Genomic DNA, 18,493 nt, shown 5'->3' with positions numbered 1-18,493 from the left:
TACTCGTGGGTCAGCCTCAGCCTTGCCCATGTCCTTGTTTGGACGCCGGCTCACGGGTAGAGTGCCCTTCATGGAGGTCACCTACTACGGACATTCCTGCTTCGGGCTGGAAATCGGCGGGACGCGCCTGCTCTTCGATCCCTTTCTCACCGGTAACCCCCTCGCGTCGACTCTGCGCGCCGAAGAGATTCCCGCAGACTATCTCTTTCTTTCTCATGGGCATGCGGACCATATCGGCGATGGCCCCGACATCGCGAAGCGGACGGGGGCGCTCGTCGTGTCGAGCTTCGAAGTGGCGGAGTGGCTTCTCCGGCAAGGGGTCGAAGGTGTCTACGCCATGAATCTGGGTGGGAAGAAGAGCTGGCCGTTCGGAGTCGTCCATTACGTTCCCGCTTTCCATTCCAGCAGCCTTCCGGACGGCGGCTACGGCGGCCCGGCGGGGGGCTTCGTGATCCGCGCGGCCGAAGGGACGGTCTACTATGCCGGGGACACCGCTCTTTTCGGAGACATGAAGCTGCTGGGGGAGATGTATCATCCGATCGCTCTCGCCATTCTGCCGATCGGAGACACCTTTACCATGGGAGTGGAGGAGGCGATTCGGGCGGCGGAGCTTCTCGACTGCCGGAACGTGATGGGCGTTCACTACGACACCTTTGAGGGCATTCGGATCGACAGGCGCGCGGCGCTGGAGGCGTTTTCGCGGGCGGAGCTCAATCTCCATCTCCTGCCGATCGGGGGAACGCTGATCGTTCCGCGAGCCGGCCGCTCCTCGGAGGGGAAATGAACCGATTGGCGACGGCCAAGAGCCCCTACCTCCGGCAGCATGCGGCCAATCCGGTCGACTGGTATGCCTGGGGGGGCGAAGCCTTCGCCAAGGCCAAGGCCGAGGGGAAGGCGATCTTTCTCTCGGTCGGTTACGCCACCTGTCACTGGTGCCATGTGATGGCCCACGAGTCCTTCGAGGATCCCGAAGTCGCGGAGCTCCTCAACCGTGCCTTTGTGCCGGTGAAGGTCGACCGGGAGGAACGACCCGACGTAGACCAGGCGTACATGGCCTTCGTCCAGGCAACCACGGGACAAGGAGGCTGGCCGATGAGCGTCTGGTTGACCCCGGATCTTCAGCCGTTTTATGGAGGAACCTACTTCCCGAAGAGCGATCGGTGGGGGATGGTGGGATTCCTTTCCGTCTTGGGCCAGATCGAGGAACTCTGGTTGCGCCATCGGGAGGAGCTAGTGCGTCGCGGCGAGGAGATCGCGGGGCGGCTCCGAGAGGCCTTGGCTGGAAGCCGTCCCGCCATCGTGGATGGAGAGCGGGCGGTGGAACGCGCCTTCGAGGAGTTTGCGAGAGCCTTCGATCCCGAGTGGGGCGGGTTCGGCCCCAAGCCCAAGTTTCCGCGCCCCGCGGCCCTCCACTTCCTCCTGCGTTATGGCGCGAGCCGGTCCCGTCGGCCCGAGGGGGAGCGTGCTCGGTCGATCGTCCAGCAAACCCTGGAAGCGATGGCTCGTGGGGGCATCCGGGATCAGATCGGCGGAGGGTTCCACCGGTATTCGGTAGACCGTTTCTGGCGGGTGCCTCATTTCGAGAAGATGCTCTACGACCAGGCGCAGCTGGCCTCGATCTACCTGGAACGCTTTGGAGCCGATGGGGACGCCCGCTCGGAGGGAATCGTTCGGGAGATCCTCGACTATCTCTTGCGTGACCTGGAGCTTCCCGGCGGGGGATTTGCCTCTGGTGAGGATGCGGACAGCCTCCCTCCCGAAGGCGGCCCGGCCCGGGAAGGCGCTTTCTATCTCTGGAGGCAGAGCGAGATCTCGGGGCTCCTCGACCCTGCAGAATTGGCCTTAGCCGTCGATCTTTGGGGAGTGCAGCCGGAAGGAAACATCCCGGCGGCCAGCGATCCACACCAGGAGCTGGCCGGAAGGAACATTCTTTTCGAGCAGGAGCCGATCGAGGGGCTCGCCGCCCGGCACGGTCTTCCCCGGGAAGAAATGGAGCGGAAGCGGAAGGCGGCGGCCGCCAAGCTCTTGCGCGCACGGGGGCAACGGCCGAGGCCCGCGAAGGATGACAAGGTGGTGCTCGGCTGGAATGCCCTCGCCGTCTCGGCTCTCGCCCGCGCGGGCCTGCTCCTGGGTGAGGAGCGTTATTGGGCAGCGGCGGAGCGGACGGTCGACTTCCTTCTTTCGACGCTTTTCGATCCGGCAACGGGAAAGCTCTTTCGCCTCTATCGGGAGGGGCGGGGCGAGGTCGAGGCCTTTGCGGGAGACTATGCGATGCTCGTACAAGCGCTCCTCGATCTCTTCGAGCTGACGCAGGAGGCCGGCTGGGTCGAAAGGGCGGTCTTTTTTCAAGACCGAATGGAAGCCCTGTTCCGGGATCCGGAATCCGGCGCCTACTGGACGAGCGGAGAGGGGACGAGCGCCGTTCCGTTCCGGCTGCGGGAGGAGCATGACGGTGCGGAGCCAGCACCCATCTCGCTGGCGGCGACTAACCTCCTTCGCTTTTCCGCGCTTCTTCCGGAAGAGCGGTGGCCGGGGCGGCTCGATGCCCTCTTCCGTGCGGAGGCGGACCAGCTCGTCCACGGCCCGACCGCTCTGCCGCACCTCCTCGCGGCTTATCTTGACTCGGCCCGGCCGCCCGCATCCGTGGTCGTCGTGGGGGCGCGATCCGATCCGCGGGCCCGGGCTCTTCTGGCCGCCGGGGCGAGCGTGCTCTCCTGGCGGAGGCTAATCCTGGGAATCGAGCCGGGCCGACGCTTCCCCTTTTTGGGGGAGAAGGAGGAGTTCTACCTCTCCCTCCCCTTGCCGGACGGAACGCCGGTCGCCTACCTCTGCCAATCCTTTTCCTGCTCGGAGCCGATTTCCGATCCGGAAATCCTCCGGATGCGCCTACGGAACCGTTCCTAGGAGCGCACCTCCGACGTCGTGGGCAAATCCCGGTCCCTGGAAGACGAAGCCGGTGTAGGCCTCGAGCAGGCTGGCACCCGCCTCGAGCTTTTCTCGGGCATCCGCGCCATCGAAGATTCCTCCAGCGGCGATGATGGGCAGTCGTCCGCCACTCTCCCGAGCCAGGAAGCGGACAACCGCGGTGCTCCGCTGGCTCAGCGGCTTGCCGCTCAGCCCTCCCACGAGGCCCTTTGGGTCCGGGGCCGGCAGCGTGTTCGTGGCGACCAGGCCGTCGCAGCCGCCGGACAAAAGCACCTCCAGAATCCGCCCGAGCGCCCTTTCCTCGAGGTCGGGAGCGATCTTGACCAAGATGGGTTTGGCGGGAGGGGGGTTGACCGCGGCAACCGCCTCGAGCACCGATCGCAAATGGGTTTCCTGCTGGAGCGAGCGGAGGCCGGGGGTATTGGGCGAGCTCAAGTTGAGCACGAAAAAGTCGCCGTAGGCGCGGAGGAGGGAGAAGACGCGTGCGTAGTCCTCGGCGGCCCGGTCGAGCTCCGTCTGCCGGGATTTCCCCACGTTGATTCCAACAGGGAAGCTTGGCCATCTCCCCTCGGCCCGAAGAAAGGCAAGCCGGCGGGCGACCTGCTCCGCCCCTTCGCTCGGGAATCCCAGTCGGTTCCAGAGGGCCTCCGACCGCGGGAGCCGGCGCAGGCGGGGTGGGGGGTTCGCGGCTTGCGGGGTAGGTGTGACCGTGCCGATCTCGCAAAATCCGAATCCGAGCGCCTCCCACGCGCCGAGCGCGATTCCGTTCTTGTCGAATCCGGCGGCGAGCCCGAGCGGACTCGGGAAACGGAGTCCCCAGACGGTCCGCTCGAGACCCGAGGGGAGAGGTGGAAAGAGCCGCCGCAGCAGCCGTTCCGCCCAGCCCTTTGCGCAGAGGGAGAGGGCGAGGTGGTGGGCGCGTTCCGGAGGAAGAAAAAAGAGGAGACGGCGAAGGAGCAGGCGGTAGAGCACAACGGTAGTTTCGGGGAGTTGGGAAGCGTTGACAATCCGCAAGCCTCAGAAGCGGAAGGAGCAACAAACGGCTGGATTGCCGGTGCCGGGCATCCTAGTCTAGGAACGGATGGGGATCATGCACCGGTTCGTCCTGGATACAAGCATCTTCACCAATCCGGATGTCGCCTCGCAGTTCGGAGAAGACGAGGCGGCGGTGGGGAGCTTTCTCGATTTGGCGCGAAGGGTCCCCGCGGAGTTTTACATGCCGCTCTCGGTCTACGAAGAGCTGCGGAAGATGCGCGATCTCGACTCCCTGATCGGGTACTTCGAGTCGGTGATTCAGATCCGCTCCCCGCGGAGATCGGATCTGCAGATTCCTGGGGACTTTCTTTACGACTTTATCGATGAGGTCCGGAAGCGGATCGACCATGGGCTGCGGATCGCCGAGGAACATGCCAAGCGGGCGGGAGAGGCGGCCGAGATCGGGCAGCTGCTGCACCAGCTCCGGGAGCGCTACCGGGAAACGCTGCGGAGGGGAATTCTCGACAGCCGAGGAGATGTCGACGTGGTGCTGCTTTCCTTTGAGCTTGACGGCAGCCTGGTCGCCGCCGATGAGGGGATGCGCAAGTGGGCGGATCGGATGGGGGTGGCGGTCGTCGATGCGCGCCATTTTCGGGAGCTGCTCTGCCACCTAATCGAAACGAAGAGAACCGCCGAGGGCGCTGCGGAGAAAGCCCGTGGTTGATCGGTAGAGCTTTTCGAATCGGAGAACCCAAAATCCCTCTTCCTCCCGGAGGTTCACCAAGCGGGTTTCCCCTTCATGGCCGCGGATCTGCCCGAGGGAGTCGAGCAGCCGGAGCGCGTTTTCTCGGGAGTGGAAGCGGCAGCGGAAGGAGCCGACGCATTGACCTCGTCGGGCTAAGCCGATTCGATCCTGGAGAGCGGTGAGGAAGGCCTCTCCCAACCGGCGGCTCCACCCTTCCCGATCCGTCGCCGCCATCTCCTCGAGAAAGAGAGCCAGCCGCAAGACCCGCTCCGTGAAATATTCCGGAGGGACGTCGAGGTAGCGCTGGGCCATCGACGCGATGTCGGTGATTTCGGCACTTCCGGTCACATATTTGGCGCGGAAGCCACGGGGTGAGTCCTCCTTGAGGACAACGCCTTCTCGGCCCTCTTCGTCGAGCCGGCGCACGATTTCCCGGAAAGTGCTCAGAGCCTTCGGATCGATCCGGCCATGATCCGGGACCGCAGGAAGGCGGAAGGAGCGGGTGAGCGCGCGCTTCTCCTCGATCGAGAGAAAGCCCTCCGCCCCCTGCCGCATCAGATCGAAGAGAAAGAAGCCGATGCCTTCCGGCACCAGGGGAGAAGTGCCCTCGACGTAGGGAGTTTCGGGTCCGGTGACCTCCCCACAGAGAATCAGCTCCGGGTGCGCGGAAAAGACCGACGGATCGATCAGGTCGGCCAGCCGGTCGGTCGTAAAGGGGCAGACTTGACCGCCTCGGGTGGCGGCGTAGAGGGAATCCCCTGCTCGAAAAAGGCGTGCATTGTAGCCGTCAACCTTTTCTTCGGCCTGGAACGGGGCGTGAAAGAGCGCGGGGATGCCCGCCAGGGTGTGCACCCGTCCGATCTTCGGATAGCCGGGAATGACCCGGCCCTCTGCCAGGATCGTGCCGCGGGGCCATCCCTGCCAACCGTGGAGAAGGCGGGCATATTCCCAGCCGCCGAAGGATTCTCGCTTCGCCTTTTTCTCGGCGACCGCCGCACCGATTTCTGACTCTGAAACCACCGTTACCCGCTGGAGTCCTCGAGGAAATTATGGACTGGAAAGGATCAGGAAGCGAGCGTTCGGGAGGAAAGCCGCGCGATCGGCCTCGTTGTTCGCCGATCCGGCCGGCCGACCGGTCAAATGAAGAACTTCTCGAAAGCGCCAAAGAGGACCCGGGCTTACTTTCCAATGCAAAAGCGCCGAAAGACCTCGTCGAGAACTTCTTCGCTGGTGACCGCCCCCATCACCTCTCCCACGGCTTGCAGGGCGGTGCGAAGCTCCAGGCACCAGAGCTCGCACGCCAGACCCGCTCGAAAGGCGGCGGAGGCCCGCTCCAATGCCGCTGCGGCTCGCCGGAGGGCAGCTTCCTGCCGGGCATTGACCGCACTCCCGGTGGACGCATCGGGAGCGAGGGAGGCGATTTCTTGATGGAGGAGACGATCGAGCTCGGGCAAGCCTTGGCGGGTGAGCGTCGAGACACAGAGCTGCGACCGGCGTTCCGGATGGATGCCCAAGTCGCCCTTGTTCGCGACGAGCAGGAGCCGTTGATGGGGAAGAAGGGGGGCGCGGGAGACTGGATCGGCTTCCGGCGGCTCGGGCGCAACCGACACATGGAGGATGATGTCTGCGGAGCGCAGGGCCTCCTCCGCCCGGCGCACTCCTTCCGCCTCGACCGGGTGTTCGGCGGTCCGATGACCTGCCGTGTCGATGAGGCGGACGGGAAAGCCATGGATCTGGCAGAGGGATTCGATCGTATCCCGGGTTGTTCCCGGATGGGGAGAGACGATCGCCCGGCTCTGCCGCAGGATCGCGTTGAAAAGGCTCGACTTGCCGACATTCGGCCGGCCGGCCAGAACGACGACGATCCCCTCGCGGAGCAGCCGGCCCGTCGGCGCGCTGCCCGCCAAGCCGAGCAGCTCGTCCCTCAACCGGTCGATGCGATGCAGCATTCCCGCTCCGACCTCAGGATCGATATCTTCTTCTGGAAAATCAAGGAAGGCCTCCGCGTGGGCGACGAGCTCCAGGAGTGTCGTGCGCGCCCCCGCCAGGACTCGGCCCAGCCTTCCCTCTTTCATCTCTTGGGCGACTGTCAGGCTGCGCAGGCTTCCGGCGTGAATCAGATCCGCGATCGCCTCCGCTTGGGTCAGGTCGAGCTTGCCGTGAAGGAAGGCGCGCTGGGTGAACTCTCCGGGAAGGGCCGCGCGCGCGCCGCGGGTGAAATAGGCGGCCAGGATTCGGTCGACCAGGAGGGGATTCCCATGGCAGGAGACCTCGATCATCTCTTCTCCGGTGTACGAGCGGGGCTGTTGCCAATAGAGGAGGACCACGTCATCCAATCGTTCCGCTCCGTCCCAGATCTCCCGATGCCAAGCCTTCTGGGGATGCCACCGGACGGGCTTCCGCAGCAAAAGGTCGGTGATCTCCCGCGACCGGGGGCCGCTGACGCGGATCACGGCCAGGGCAGCCGGTGCTGCCGGGGTGGCGAGGGCCGCAATGGTGTCGTTCATGGAATTTGCTGGTCCAATGTGGAGCCTATGCTCCCGTCTGTCATCTCCCGGTTTTGCGCTCGAGCGGGCGGATAAGAAGATTGGTGCGGGGTTGCCCGCGGGGTACGATACCCGCTCCCAGGCCATGGCAAGCGAGCTTTTCGAGGGTCAGGGGTTCCGGTCGGAACGGCGAGGAGCCATCGCCCGGGTGCTCCTGGAGAGAAAGCGGGATTGCCTGCTCGACTATGGCGTTCCCGAACGGCTCGCAGATCAGATCGGGATCGGCTCCCACGTCCGGGTGCCGTTGCGGGGAGGGCAGGCCACCGGCTGGGTGATCGGTTTCCCGGAGAAGCCCGCCGTCGAGGGCTTGCGCGAGCTTGCCGGGATTCCCTCCGAACCCTTTCCTCTTCCCGCGACGCTCCTGGGACTTGCCGAATGGGTCGCAGGCTACTACTGCGCCCCCTTGGCCGCCACGCTCGGTTGCCTTCTGCCCGCGCCGGTGAGGCGGGCGCAAGCGCGGGAGCAGCTGCGGGTGAGCTGTCTTCCGCAGCAGGAGGAGGAGCTCGACCGACTGGGCTGCTCCCCTCGCGAGAAGCAGGCGTGGATGCGGCTGCACGCGCTCGGGCCGACTTGGCTCTCCGAGCTTTGCACCGGCACCGGAATCGGGCCGCAGGTCTGGAAGAGACTCGCGAAGCGGAAACTCGTCGATTTGCAGAAAGCGGAGAGACCGAGGCATCCGTTAAGGGACCTTCTTCCCGAGAGGGCGGTGCTTCCGGTCTTGACCGAGGAACAGGCCGCAGCCTTCGAAGAGGTTCGCACGGCCATCCGGGAGAGCGGGTTTGCACCCTATCTCCTCTTCGGAGTGACCGGCAGCGGGAAAACGGAGGTCTATCTCCGATGCGCGGCCGAAGCACTCGCCCATGATCGCTCCGCCCTAATCCTGGTCCCGGAGATCGCCCTGACCCCGCAGCTGGTGGAGCAGGTGCAGCGCCGTTTCGGCGATCTCCCCGGAAGGGTGGCGCTCTGGCATAGCCGGCTTTCGGCCGGAGAGCGACATGACCAGTGGCGGGATGTCTGCTCGGGTCGTTCCCGCATCGTCGTGGGCGCACGGTCCGCCATCTTCTGCCCGCTGCGGGACCTCGGGCTCATCGTCGTCGACGAGGAGCACGAGCCGGCCTACAAGCAAGGGGAGACTCCGCGGTACCATGCGCGGGATGTCGCGGTGATGCGCGCCCGCCGGGAAGGGATTCCCGTGCTCTTGGGCTCCGCCTGCCCATCCCTCGAGTCCTACGCCAACGCGCTCGCCGGAAAATATCGTCTCCTTGAGCTGAGCCGCCGCGTCGAGGATCGCTCTCTCCCCTGGGTCCGCATCGTCGATCTCCGCGGGAGGGGGAGGCGGCGGAAGGCGGCTCCGGCCGGCGCGGCGAGCGAAAGCCCCTGGCTTTCGCGCGAGCTCCGGGAGGAGCTGGGCAAGCGGCTCGCCCGGCGGGAGCAGTCCATTCTCTATGTGAATCGGCGGGGATATGCGCGAGTCCTCCAATGCGCCGGGTGCGGTGCCGTAAGAGAGTGTCCGCACTGCAGCGTCGCCTTGACCTACCATCGCGCGGGAGAGACCCTCCGCTGTCACTTCTGCGGCCATTTCGAGCCCTATCCCCAGGCATGCTCGGTTTGTGGTGGCGCGGGCTTCGATCGACTCGGGCTCGGAACCGAACGGGTGGTCGAGGCGGTGGAGGAAGCCTTCCCCACGGCTCGAATCTTGCGCATGGATTCGGACTCGATGGCCAGGAAAGGCTCGCTCGCGGAAGCGTTGCGGGCTTTCGCTGAGCGCGGCTTTGATCTCCTGGTCGGCACGCAGATGGTCGCCAAGGGGCTCCACTTTCCTGGTGTCACCCTGGTCGGGGTCGTCCAGATCGACGGGCTGCTCCACATGCCCGATTTCCGCTCGGCGGAAAGGGCCTTCCAGCAGCTTCTCCAAGTCGCGGGCCGTTCCGGGCGCGGGGAAGAGCGGGGAGTAGTCTTGATCCAGACACGCTGTCCGGTTCACCCGGCGATTCAGTTCGCCCGCCATCACGACTATCGCGGCTTTGCCGAGCAGGACCTGGAGTTTCGAACGTCGCTCGGCTATCCTCCCGCGGTCCGGCTAGTCCTTCTCGTCTGGAAGAGTCCGAACGAGGGTCTCTGCCGGCAGGCGGCGGAAGTCGAGGCCGAGGAGATTCGCCGGAGGCTCGCGGGCGTGGCGGAGGCCGGGGAGATCCTGCCCGCTCCGATCGCGCGGCTTCAGGGTGCGTTCCGCTATCAACTGCTCCTCAAGACGGCTCGGATCGCCGCGGCCACCCGCCTGCTCAAGCGGTGGACGGAGGAGCGAGGGCGCCGCACGGACGTCGATCTCGTCGTAGACGTGGATCCGGTCGAGTTCCTGTAGCCCGATGGTCGCCCGCGATTACCGGGGACCGCTTGAGACCGCGTCCGGCCGAACGAATTCCTCGCCCTTCTGCCAGTCGCAGGGACAGAGCTCGCCCGATTGCAGCGCGTCGAGCACCCGCAGTACTTCCGCGGGATTGCGGCCGACCGAGAGATCGTTGACCGACACGAACCGAATGACGTTGTGCGGATCGACGACGAAGGTCGCCCGGAGCGCAACTCCTTCGGCCCGGTCCAGAATGCCGAGCGCGCTCGAAAGCTCACGCTTGATGTCGGCAAGCATCGGAAAGGGAAGCCCTTTGAGGCTCGGATGGTGGAGCCGCCAATTGAGATGGACGAACTCGCTATCGGTCGAGACGCCGTAGAGCACGGCATGGCGATCCGCGAACTCCTTCATCAGCTTGCCGAATCCGACGAGCTCGGTTGGGCAGACGAAGGTGAAGTCCTTCGGCCAGAAAAAGAGGATCTTCCACTTGCCGCTATGCGTTTCGTCGGAAATGTCCAGGAACGCCGTATCGAGCTCCAGGCCTTCCGGCCCTCCCTGGACGGCTTTCAGGGTAAACTTGGGAAAATGATCGCCTACTGTCAGCATGCTGGAGTCTCCTTTCGTAGAGCCTTGGTTTAGGACACAACAAGAAAGCAAACAAGCCGTCGAATCAAGGGACCCGTTGCTATGGGCGCATCACGCGCCAGAATGGGGTCGAGCCAAGCGAATCCCGCCGTGAGCCAAGGAATCTGCGGCCGTCAGGCGACTGCGCCGCGCTTCTGCGTAGATCTCTTCATACTGCCGTGCGGTCTCGGACCAGGAAAAGAGCCTCCTCATCCCCGCGGCGCGCAGCCCCGCGAGGGTCGATGGCGAGTCTTTCCAGAGCTGGAGCGCGCGCCGGCAGGCGGCTCCGAGCCCTTCTCCTGTCGGGTCGAAGAACAGGAACCCGGTTCCCTCTCCTCGCGGGTCCTCGGTGTCAATCACTGTATTCTTGATTCCCCCCGTAGCCCGTGCAATGGGAATCGAGCCGTAGCGCATCGCATAGAGCTGGCTCAGGCCGCAAGGCTCGTAGAGGGAGGGCATCAGGAAGAAGTCGCTTCCCGCGAAGATCCGGTGGCTGAGCTCTTCTGAGAAACCAATCGATGCGGCCACCTGGTCGGGAAACTCGCGGGCGAGCCAGCGGAGAAACTCCTCGAACTCCCGTTCTCCCGATCCCAGGAAGATGCACTGGATCGGTTCCTCACGGAGAAGGGAGGGCAGGGCTTCCCGGACGAGGTGGATTCCCTTTTGCAGGTGGAGGCGGCTGACCATGGCGAAGAGCGGCAGGTCAGATCTGGCTGGCAGGCCAAAATGACGCTGGAGATCTTCCTTGCAGCGCTCCTTTCCCGTCAAGTCTTGTGCCGAAAAGTGGGCCGGAAGGAGAGGGTCAGAGGTGGGGTCCCATCGCGACTCGTCGACGCCGTTCAAGATCCCGCGCAGGAGGGCCTTCCGTTCGGAGAAAAACGGGGCGAGCCCGCAGCCGCCGACCGGCTCCAGGATCTCTTCGGCGTAGGCGGGAGAAACAGTGGTCAGAAGGTCGGCGTCGTGCACCCCCGCCTTGAGGAGGTTGACCTGGCTGTGGTCCTCGATGAAATCCGGTCGGAATCGCTCCCACTCCAATCCGAGATAAGGCAAGACCACCGATGCGTACTTCCCTTGATGACCGACGTTATGGAGGGTCAGCACACTGGCACTCGTCCGGAACGGAGAGAGAAGATGCGGCCAGGCTTTCAAGAAGACCGGGACGAGCGCTGCCGGCCAGTCGTGGACATGAAAGACGTCGGGAATCCAGGCCAAAGACTTGCAGATTTCCAAGGACGCCTTCGCCAAGAGGGCGAAACGGAACGCATTGTCCGCGTACTCCCCGCTTGGCTCGTCGTAGACCCCGGCCCGTCCGAAATAGCTCTGATAGTCGACGAGCCAGACCGGCACCCGTTCCGCACCGAGAAAGGCTTCCCAGACGGCGATCCAATGCTCTTGGCCGGCTCCCATGTGGACGCAACACGAGCCCAAGAGCGAGGCGGCCGCCTTTCCGCGATCGATTCCGGCGTAGAAGGGAAGGATGACGCGAACGTCGTGGCCCCGTCGGGCCAGCGCCAGCGCCAGCCCTTCCACCGCATCGCCCACCCCCCCGACCTTGGCCAAGGGCGCGCATTCCGCCGCGACGAAGGCGATCTTGCCCCGAATGGCCGCAGGCGGAAGGGGAGGCTGCTCCTGACGAGGGGTGGCCGCGCGGAGAGAGATCTTCCGACTGCGAGCGGGCTTCTTCTTCACGGCTGGAAGCGCCTCGTCGGCCACCGCTTGCAACTCGGCTTTGGTCGGAAGGGCCGCCTCTTCCTTTTCCGGAGCGGCGGTCCACTTTCCTCGCTTCTGGCTCGGTCGACTCTGTTTCTTGCTGGAACGCTCGGATGGTTTCATGGCTGCGAAGCTATTCTCCGCCCGCAGGCAAAGCGGCGGCAAGCTTTTGTCGAGTCCGACGCTTCCCGTAATTGGCTTGCTTGGCAAGGCGGCCGGCGGAAAATGCCGGAGTGCGCCGGGCGTTCTTAGGGGCCGCCGCCCTCATTTTTCTGTTGCTGCTCGGCTATTGGGTTTGGCGAAGCTCCATCGAGCGGACGGATAGCCGCTATGACGCGGAGATTCGGGAGGCGAGCATGCGCTACGGGGTCGATCCCCTGCTGATCCGCTCGGTAATCTGGGAGGAGACCCATTTTCGTCCCAACAAGATAGGGCGTGTTGGGGAGGTGGGTCTCATGCAGGTCCGTCCGACGACCGCGCTCGATTGGGCCCGCAGCGAGAAGCGAGCCGATTTCCGGCCGGAGCAGCTCACCGACCCCCAGATCGGCATCCTGGCCGGCAGCTGGTACCTGGCACGAGCGCTTCGCCACTGGCAGGAGACCGACAATCCCTACGTATTCGCCCTTGCTGAATACAATGCCGGTCGCCGGAACGCCATTCGTTGGGTCGATCCGGCTCGCCCGAAAAGCAGCCGTGCCTTCCTCGCGCGGATCGATTTTCCGAGGACGAAGGAGTACGTCCGCGAAATCCTCGGCCGCTATGCCATCTACCGCGGACGTCTGCCCTGGGGGTCTTACCGGAGTCTTTTCTCCCGGATGGGCGTCCTGGAAAGACGGAAGGAATCGGCCGCCGCAGGTCAGCCGCAGAGCCTCTCGGGGAGCGTTCCCTTTCCGGGACAGAGCGGAAACGAGAAAATCGGGTTGCCAAGCTCGCTGCCCGGTGCATGATGGAGCATCGGCCGCAGGGCCCTTAGCTCAGCGGATTAGAGCGTCTGACTACGGATCAGAAGGTCGTAGGTTCAAATCCTACAGGGCCCAGGCGGGAGATGCTGCGGGTGTAGTTCAATGGTAGAACGGCAGCCTTCCAAGCTGCATGCGAGGGTTCGATTCCCTTCACCCGCTCTCCGCGCGAGCGCGGTGCGAAGAGCCGACGCGGCCCGATCGCATCCCACCGCCGAGTGACTAAAGCCTAGTGGTAAAAGCGGTTCGCCCGCTTTCGCCTTCCCGGATGCGTGGCGGGCTTGCCCTCGCCGGTTTGGCTGGCCCAGTGGAGATCTCTGAGGAAATGGTCCGCCATATCTCGGGAAAATCCTTCACGGACAACGATGCGGAGAACGGAAACCATCTGGGCATCGGGGGGCATCGTATACGCCGGCACTTGCCAGCCCCGCTCGTGGAGGCGCTCCGAGAGGACAAACGCAGACATTGGCTCTGGTTCTTTGAGCTGGAAGGCGAAGGCCGGCAACTGTGAGCCATCACTGACCAGCTCGAAGGGGCCCATCCTGGCGATTCGATCGGAAAGGAAGAGGGCCGTTTCGCGCATCGCCTTTAAGATTCGGGTATATCCGGCGCGGCCGAGGCGCAGAAAGTTGTAATACTGGCCGATGACCGGAGCGCCGGGCCGCGAGAAGTTGAGGCCGAAGGTTGGCATCTCTCCTCCGAGATAGTTGACGCGAAAGATCAACTCTTCGGGCACCGCTTCCTGGGAGCGCCAGAGCACCCATCCGACGCCGGGGTAGACGAAGCCGTATTTGTGCCCCGATACGTTGATCGACTGGACGAGGGGGAGACGGAAGTCCCAGCGGAGGTGCGGATCGAGAAAGGGAGCGACGAACCCTCCACTGGCCGCGTCGATGTGAAGAGGTACTTCCCACCCATGGGTTCTCGCTAAGGCGACCAGGGCATCGTGGATCTCCTCAATGGGCTCGTACTCTCCGCTCATGGTCGTGCCCAGAATGCCGATCACGCCGATCGAGCTTTCGTCGATGTACGTGGAGATCCCGGCCGGAGTCGTGACGTAACAGCCGGGGGTCATGGGGATCAACCGCGGCTCGACCTCGAAGTAGCGACAGAACTTTTCCCAGACAACCTGGACGTTCGCACCCATCACGAGATTCGGTCGATCGGTCGGCAATCCGGCCGCCCGCCGCCGCTGCCGCCAGCGCCATTTGAGCGCCAAGCCAGCCAGCATCGCCGCTTCCGAGGAGCCGATGGTCGAGGTCCCCATCGGCTCCTCGGAAGCGGGGGCGTGGAAGAGATGGGCGAGGATGCTGACGCAGCGCTGCTCGATTTCCGCGGTCTGGGGGTATTCGTCCTTGTCGACCAGGTTCTTGGGGAAGCTCTCCATCATGAGATCGCGGGCTTCCTTCTCCATCCAGGTCGTGACAAAGGTGGCGAGGTTGAGCCGCTCCTGCCCGTCCAGCAAGAGCTCGTCGTGGATCAGCTGATAGGCAACCTCAGGGGGCATCTCTCCTTCCGGCAGGCGATGGCTTGGCGCGGGCTGGCTCATGGCTCTCCGCGCGTAAGCCGGGGAAAGGAAGGATTCCGGGGCGTCCTGAGGGTGGAAAATGACCTTGTGCATCGGGATGAACCTCTTGGTTGGCGGTCAGGCGTTCCGAAGTCGCTCGACCAGGCCATGGCGAAGACCGCGTACGCTGACGGTCAAGCGATCCGTGCTCAAGGCTGCGAGCGTGGAAAAGAGAACGGCGACTCCCGGGATGAAGATGTCCGCCCGCCTGGCGGGAACCCCGGGGAGACCTTGCAATCGCGAAAGGTCAAGCCGCGCGAGGTCTTCCAGGATGCACTCCAGGCTGTCGGCGGGGAGGGAGAACCCATGGATCTTCTCCGCGTCGAATCGCGGGAGCTCCTGCACCAGTGCGGCGAGGGCGGTTGCGGTTCCCCCGACGGCGATCAGGGTGCGATTGCGAGCGGAAAAGTCGCGGAGCGCTTCCCGGATCTGCCTCTCCAGGGTGAGGAGCATCGAAGCCAGGATCTTCCCGCCAATCGGAAATCCGGAAACGAATCGGTCGCGGACGCGAATGCACCCCAGAGGAAGGCTCAACCGGGCACCGATGGTCGCGTCCCGGCCTTGCGTCCATTGCGAGCTCCCACCCCCGACATCCGTGACCAGAAGCTCTTGGTGGTGGAAGGCACGGTCGGCCGCAACGCCCTGAAAGGTGATCTCTGCTTCTTCCTCGCCGGAAAGCAAAAGAACCGGGCAGTCGAGGATCTGGCCGACCCTTCTCAGAAAGCTCTTTCGGTTTCGGCTGTCGCGAACAGCGCTGGTCGCTGCCGCGATGCGGCGCTCGGCCCGCCACCGGTCGGCAGCCGCTCGGAGCGTTCGGAGCGCTGCCTCGGTCCGTTCCACGGCGTCTTGCGCGAGCTCGCCCGTGGTGAGGACTCCTTCGACCAGCCGGGTCGTAAAGCTGCAATGATCGAGGGCCCGAAGATCGCCTCCTTCCCATTCGGCGACGAGGAACTTGACCGAATTGCTCCCGATGTCGAAGACCGCGCAACGGGGCGAAGCCGATGCCGTCTGCAGGGGAAGAGGCGTCCGAGGAAGCTCTTGCCAGCCTCCTTCGCAAGCGGGGAGGAGTGGCTCGATCGTCACGACGATCTGGCTCCTCCTTCCTGAGAGGCTTCTTCGAGCAGCTCCTCGAGCTCGCCGATCAATTGGTCGATCTTTCGCAAGTCCTTCCTGCGGCCCTTTTCCGAGGCGATCGGCAAGGACTCGAGCTTGGCGGCGACCTTGGCCAAGAGCCTCTGCCCTCGCTTCCCCGGCGGGCCCTCGGAGCGCTCCAGGTCGCGGGCGATCAGGATGAGCTGACGGATTTCTCGCTGCAGGCGTGCCACGTAGTGCGCGGCGGTCTCCTCGAGCAGGAAGGAGAGGGAGGCCAGGCCTTGCTCCACTTCGCTCGATCCGCTCGGCCGCGCAAGCAACCGGGGAAACCGTTTCATCCGGCAGCCTCCGGCTCTGCCCGGAAGATGAGCTGTCCACCGGCATAATCGATGGCGAGCGCACTCTTCTCCAGGATCTCTCCCGAGACGATCTTGCGGGAGAGCGGGGTCTCGATCTCCTTCTGGATGACGCGCTTGAGTGGGCGTGCGCCGTAAACCGGGCTATAGCCGATACGGGCGAGATGCTCCTTGGCAGCGGCGGTCAGCTCCACGGTGATCGATCGTTCCGCCAGTCGCTTGCGCAACTCCTCGAGCTGCAAATCGACGATCTTCTGGAGCTGGGGCATCTGCAAGGGCTTGAAGAGCACGATCTCATCCAGACGGTTCAGAAACTCCGGACGGAAATGGGCTCGGAGCTCCTCCATCACACGGTCCCGTACCGATTCCGGGATCTCTCCCGAGGGACCGATGCCTTCGGTCAGGTAGACGCTCCCAATGTTGGAGGTCATGATGATGATCGTGTTGCGAAAGTCGACCGTGCGGCCCTGGCTGTCGGTGAGCCGGCCGTCATCGAGAATCTGGAGGAAGACGTTGAAGACATCGGCATGGGCCTTCTCCACCTCGTCGACCAGGATGACGCTGTAGGGCTTGCGCCTGGCTGCCTCGGTCAGCTGCCCTCCCTCTTCGAATCCGACATAGCCCGGTGGGGCCCCAATAAGGCGGGCGACCTGGTGCTTTTCCATGTACTCGCTCATGTCGAGGCGGATCATGTTCTCCTCGCTGTCGAAGAGCGCTTCCGCCAGAGCTCGGGCGAGCTCGGTCTTTCCGACGCCCGTGGGTCCCAGGAAGAAGAAGGAGCCGATCGGCCGCTTGGGGTCCTTGAGACCGGAGCGAGCACGAATCACGGCGTCGGCGACGGCGGCGACCGCCTCGTCTTGACCGATCACCCGCTCGTGGAGAATCGAATCGAGCCGGAGCAGCTTCTCCTTTTCGCCTTCCAGGAGCTTGGAAACAGGAACCCCGGTCCATCGCGCGACGACCTCCGCAATTTCCTCAGGGGTCACTTCCTCGCGAAGCAGCCCTCCGCCCGCCTGTCCCTTGGCGAGCTTTTCCTCTTGTTCCTGGAGGCGCCGTTTGAGCTCGGGAATTTTTCCGTACTGGATTTCGGCCACGCGGTTGAGATCGTACGCGCGCTGGGCGATCTCCATCTCGTGCTCGGCGGCCTGGAGCTCTTCGCGCACCTTCTGTAGCCCGCCGATCGATCCCTTCTCTTCTTGCCATTGGGCACGGATCCGATCCCTCTCGCTTCGCAGGTTGGCGAGCTCTCCGTCGAGGATCTCGAGCCGTTTTCGAGAGGCCTCATCGCGCTCCTTCCGGAGAGCTTCCTTTTCGATCTCCAGCTGGAGCACGCGCCGCTCGAGTCCTTCGAGCTCCTCCGGCATGCTTTCCATCTCGGCCTTCAGCTTGGCTGCCGCCTCATCCATCAGATCGATCGCCTTGTCGGGAAGAAAGCGATCGGTGATGTACCGGTGGGAGAGCATCGCCGCCGCCACCAGGGCGCTGTCCTGAATCCTCACCCCATGGTGGAGCTCGTACCGCTGGCGCAGCCCGCGGAGAATCGAAATCGTATCCTCCATCGACGGCTCGGAGACGAGGACGGGCTGGAAGCGGCGCTCGAGAGCGGCGTCCTTTTCCACATGCTTCCGGTACTCGTCGAGGGTCGTGGCTCCGATGCAGTGGAGCTCGCCCCGCGCCAGGAGGGGCTTGAGCATGTTGCCCGCGTCGATCGCCCCTTCCGCCTTCCCGGCGCCCACCATCGTATGGATCTCGTCGATGAAGAGGATGATCTGTCCTTCGGACGCCGTCACTTCCTTGAGGACCGCCTTGAGCCTCTCCTCGAACTCGCCCCGGTACTTGGCTCCCGCGATCAGCGCCCCCATGTCGAGCTGCACGATCCGTTTGCTCTTCAAGCTGTCCGGAACGTCGCTCGCCACGATGCGCTGCGCCAACCCTTCGACGATGGCGGTCTTGCCGACCCCCGGCTCTCCGATCAGGACGGGGTTGTTTTTCGTCCGCCGGGAAAGGACCTGGATCGTACGCCGGACCTCGGCATCCCTCCCGATCACCGGATCGAGCTTTCCCTTTTGCGCGAGCTCGGTCAGGTCCCGCCCATACTTTTTGAGAGCCTCGTAGGTCTCCTCGGGGTTGGGGCTGGTCACCCGCTGGTGACCCCGCACCTCTGTCAACGCCTGGAGAAAGGTCTCCCGGTTGATCCCGGCTTCGCGCAGAAGACGGCCCGTGACCGTCGAAGAGGGTTCGTCCAGGAGAGCGAGCATCAGGTGCTCGACGCTGACAAATTCGTCCTTTAACCGCTTCGCCTCCTCTTGCGCTTTGACCAAGGCCTCGCGAAGACGCTGGGTGACATAGGCGCCGGTGTTGGCCCCGGTCACGCGGGGCAGCCGGAGCAGCTCCTGACCGAGCCGTTCCCGCAGCCCGCCGACATCGACTCCCGCGCCCTCGAGCAAGCGGGGAACGAGCCCCTGCCCTTCCGCCAGGAGGGCTTCGCAGAGATGCTCGACGTCCACCGACTGGTGTGAGTGGCGAACGGCTAGATTTTGCGCCTCGGCGATCGCCGCCTGCGCTTTTTCTGTAAATCGATTCATAGGATAATAGGCCCGCTCCGGCAAGTTAGCGGAGGCCGATGGGAAAGCGCAAAGCTTTTGCA

The 18,493-nt window shown here is 64.3% G+C and carries 14 protein-coding genes and 2 tRNA genes; 7 read left to right on the top strand and 9 right to left on the bottom strand.

What is annotated here, in order from left to right:
* The first annotated feature begins 28 nt into the window (after window positions 1-28).
* Both MacB4_RS06755 and MacB4_RS06750 read left to right on the top strand, forming a co-directional pair.
* A complete protein-coding gene (locus MacB4_RS06755; RefSeq protein WP_370569347.1) occupies window positions 29-784 on the top strand; it encodes a metal-dependent hydrolase in 756 nt (251 codons plus the stop codon).
* Entirely contained in the window at window positions 781-2,904 is a 2,124-nt protein-coding gene (locus tag MacB4_RS06750; RefSeq protein ID WP_206863133.1) for a thioredoxin domain-containing protein, read from the top strand. Before MacB4_RS06755 ends, MacB4_RS06750 begins: the two co-directional genes overlap by 4 nt.
* Here MacB4_RS06750 and MacB4_RS06745 read toward each other — a convergent pair.
* Window positions 2,887-3,897: a quinone-dependent dihydroorotate dehydrogenase gene (locus tag MacB4_RS06745; protein WP_206863132.1), complete on the bottom strand. Its 1,011-nt coding sequence runs from the start codon at window positions 3,895-3,897 to the stop codon at window positions 2,887-2,889. The genes MacB4_RS06750 and MacB4_RS06745 overlap by 18 nt on opposite strands.
* Before the next feature lie 118 nt (window positions 3,898-4,015).
* Between MacB4_RS06745 and MacB4_RS06740 the strand changes: the two genes are divergently transcribed.
* The gene (locus MacB4_RS06740) at window positions 4,016-4,624 is read left to right on the top strand and encodes an RNA ligase partner protein (RefSeq protein ID WP_206863131.1); all 609 of its coding nucleotides are present in this window, start codon (window positions 4,016-4,018) and stop codon (window positions 4,622-4,624) included.
* Here the strand turns inward: MacB4_RS06740 and MacB4_RS06735 are convergent.
* Both MacB4_RS06735 and mnmE read right to left on the bottom strand, forming a co-directional pair.
* Window positions 4,571-5,665, bottom strand: a complete 1,095-nt coding sequence (locus MacB4_RS06735; RefSeq protein ID WP_206863130.1) for an RNA ligase — start codon at window positions 5,663-5,665, stop codon at window positions 4,571-4,573. The two genes, MacB4_RS06740 and MacB4_RS06735, sit on opposite strands and share 54 nt — an antisense overlap.
* Window positions 5,666-5,823: 158 nt before the next feature.
* Window positions 5,824-7,152 (bottom strand): tRNA uridine-5-carboxymethylaminomethyl(34) synthesis GTPase MnmE, encoded by a 1,329-nt coding sequence (gene mnmE / locus MacB4_RS06730; protein ID WP_206863129.1) that lies wholly within the window; start codon window positions 7,150-7,152, stop codon window positions 5,824-5,826.
* 16 nt (window positions 7,153-7,168) lie between these two features.
* On the opposite strand from mnmE, the gene priA reads away from it, so the two are divergent.
* The gene (gene priA / locus MacB4_RS06725; RefSeq protein WP_206863128.1) at window positions 7,169-9,553 is read left to right on the top strand and encodes a primosomal protein N'; all 2,385 of its coding nucleotides are present in this window, start codon (window positions 7,169-7,171) and stop codon (window positions 9,551-9,553) included.
* Between the two features lie 18 nt (window positions 9,554-9,571).
* Here priA and MacB4_RS06720 read toward each other — a convergent pair whose 3' ends face one another.
* Window positions 9,572-10,144, bottom strand: a complete 573-nt coding sequence (locus MacB4_RS06720; protein WP_206863127.1) for a peroxiredoxin — start codon at window positions 10,142-10,144, stop codon at window positions 9,572-9,574.
* Window positions 10,145-10,234: 90 nt separating this feature from the next.
* Window positions 10,235-11,995, bottom strand: a complete 1,761-nt coding sequence (locus tag MacB4_RS06715) for a glycogen synthase (protein WP_206863126.1) — start codon at window positions 11,993-11,995, stop codon at window positions 10,235-10,237.
* 110 nt (window positions 11,996-12,105) lie between these two features.
* Between MacB4_RS06715 and MacB4_RS06710 the strand changes: the two genes are divergently transcribed.
* From MacB4_RS06710 to MacB4_RS06700, 3 genes are all read left to right on the top strand, one after another.
* Window positions 12,106-12,819, top strand: a complete 714-nt coding sequence (locus MacB4_RS06710) for a lytic transglycosylase domain-containing protein (protein ID WP_206863125.1) — start codon at window positions 12,106-12,108, stop codon at window positions 12,817-12,819.
* 16 nt (window positions 12,820-12,835) lie between these two features.
* A tRNA-Arg gene (locus tag MacB4_RS06705) sits at window positions 12,836-12,909 on the top strand.
* A 13-nt stretch (window positions 12,910-12,922) separates the two neighbouring features.
* A tRNA-Gly gene (locus MacB4_RS06700) sits at window positions 12,923-12,993 on the top strand.
* A 67-nt stretch (window positions 12,994-13,060) separates the two neighbouring features.
* Here MacB4_RS06700 and MacB4_RS06695 read toward each other — a convergent pair.
* The 4 genes from MacB4_RS06695 to clpB are packed head-to-tail and all read right to left on the bottom strand — an operon-like array spanning window position 13,061 to window position 18,431.
* The gene (locus MacB4_RS06695; protein WP_206863124.1) at window positions 13,061-14,452 is read right to left on the bottom strand and encodes a glutamate decarboxylase; all 1,392 of its coding nucleotides are present in this window, start codon (window positions 14,450-14,452) and stop codon (window positions 13,061-13,063) included.
* 24 nt (window positions 14,453-14,476) lie between these two features.
* The gene (locus MacB4_RS06690; protein WP_206863123.1) at window positions 14,477-15,481 is read right to left on the bottom strand and encodes an exopolyphosphatase; all 1,005 of its coding nucleotides are present in this window, start codon (window positions 15,479-15,481) and stop codon (window positions 14,477-14,479) included.
* Window positions 15,478-15,828, bottom strand: coding sequence for a hypothetical protein (locus MacB4_RS06685; RefSeq protein ID WP_206863122.1), 351 nt, complete (start codon window positions 15,826-15,828; stop codon window positions 15,478-15,480). Before MacB4_RS06685 ends, MacB4_RS06690 begins: the two co-directional genes overlap by 4 nt.
* A complete protein-coding gene (gene clpB / locus MacB4_RS06680) occupies window positions 15,825-18,431 on the bottom strand; it encodes an ATP-dependent chaperone ClpB (RefSeq protein ID WP_206863121.1) in 2,607 nt (868 codons plus the stop codon). Before clpB ends, MacB4_RS06685 begins: the two co-directional genes overlap by 4 nt.
* Window positions 18,432-18,493: the final 62 nt, after the last annotated feature.

This window comes from Methylacidimicrobium sp. B4 (assembly GCF_017310545.1).
Taxonomy (GTDB): domain Bacteria; phylum Verrucomicrobiota; class Verrucomicrobiia; order Methylacidiphilales; family Methylacidiphilaceae; genus Methylacidimicrobium.
The sequence above is the reverse complement of the archived record's forward strand: the minus strand, read 5'-3'. Positions and strand labels throughout refer to the sequence as shown.

What these genes read in the sequence shown, in the direction of transcription:
- MacB4_RS06755 (WP_370569347.1), top strand. Translation starts at nt 29, where the DNA reads ATGTCCTTGTTTGGACGCCGGCTCACGGGTAGAGTGCCCTTCATGGAG.
- MacB4_RS06750 (WP_206863133.1), top strand. Translation starts at nt 781, where the DNA reads ATGAACCGATTGGCGACGGCCAAGAGCCCCTACCTCCGGCAGCATGCG.
- MacB4_RS06740 (WP_206863131.1), top strand. Translation starts at nt 4,016, where the DNA reads ATGCACCGGTTCGTCCTGGATACAAGCATCTTCACCAATCCGGATGTC.
- mnmE (WP_206863129.1), bottom strand. Translation starts at nt 7,152, where the DNA reads ATGAACGACACCATTGCGGCCCTCGCCACCCCGGCAGCACCGGCTGCC.
- priA (WP_206863128.1), top strand. Translation starts at nt 7,169, where the DNA reads ATGTGGAGCCTATGCTCCCGTCTGTCATCTCCCGGTTTTGCGCTCGAG.
- MacB4_RS06720 (WP_206863127.1), bottom strand. Translation starts at nt 10,144, where the DNA reads ATGCTGACAGTAGGCGATCATTTTCCCAAGTTTACCCTGAAAGCCGTC.
- MacB4_RS06715 (WP_206863126.1), bottom strand. Translation starts at nt 11,995, where the DNA reads ATGAAACCATCCGAGCGTTCCAGCAAGAAACAGAGTCGACCGAGCCAG.
- MacB4_RS06695 (WP_206863124.1), bottom strand. Translation starts at nt 14,452, where the DNA reads ATGCACAAGGTCATTTTCCACCCTCAGGACGCCCCGGAATCCTTCCTT.
- MacB4_RS06685 (WP_206863122.1), bottom strand. Translation starts at nt 15,828, where the DNA reads ATGAAACGGTTTCCCCGGTTGCTTGCGCGGCCGAGCGGATCGAGCGAA.
- clpB (WP_206863121.1), bottom strand. Translation starts at nt 18,431, where the DNA reads ATGAATCGATTTACAGAAAAAGCGCAGGCGGCGATCGCCGAGGCGCAA.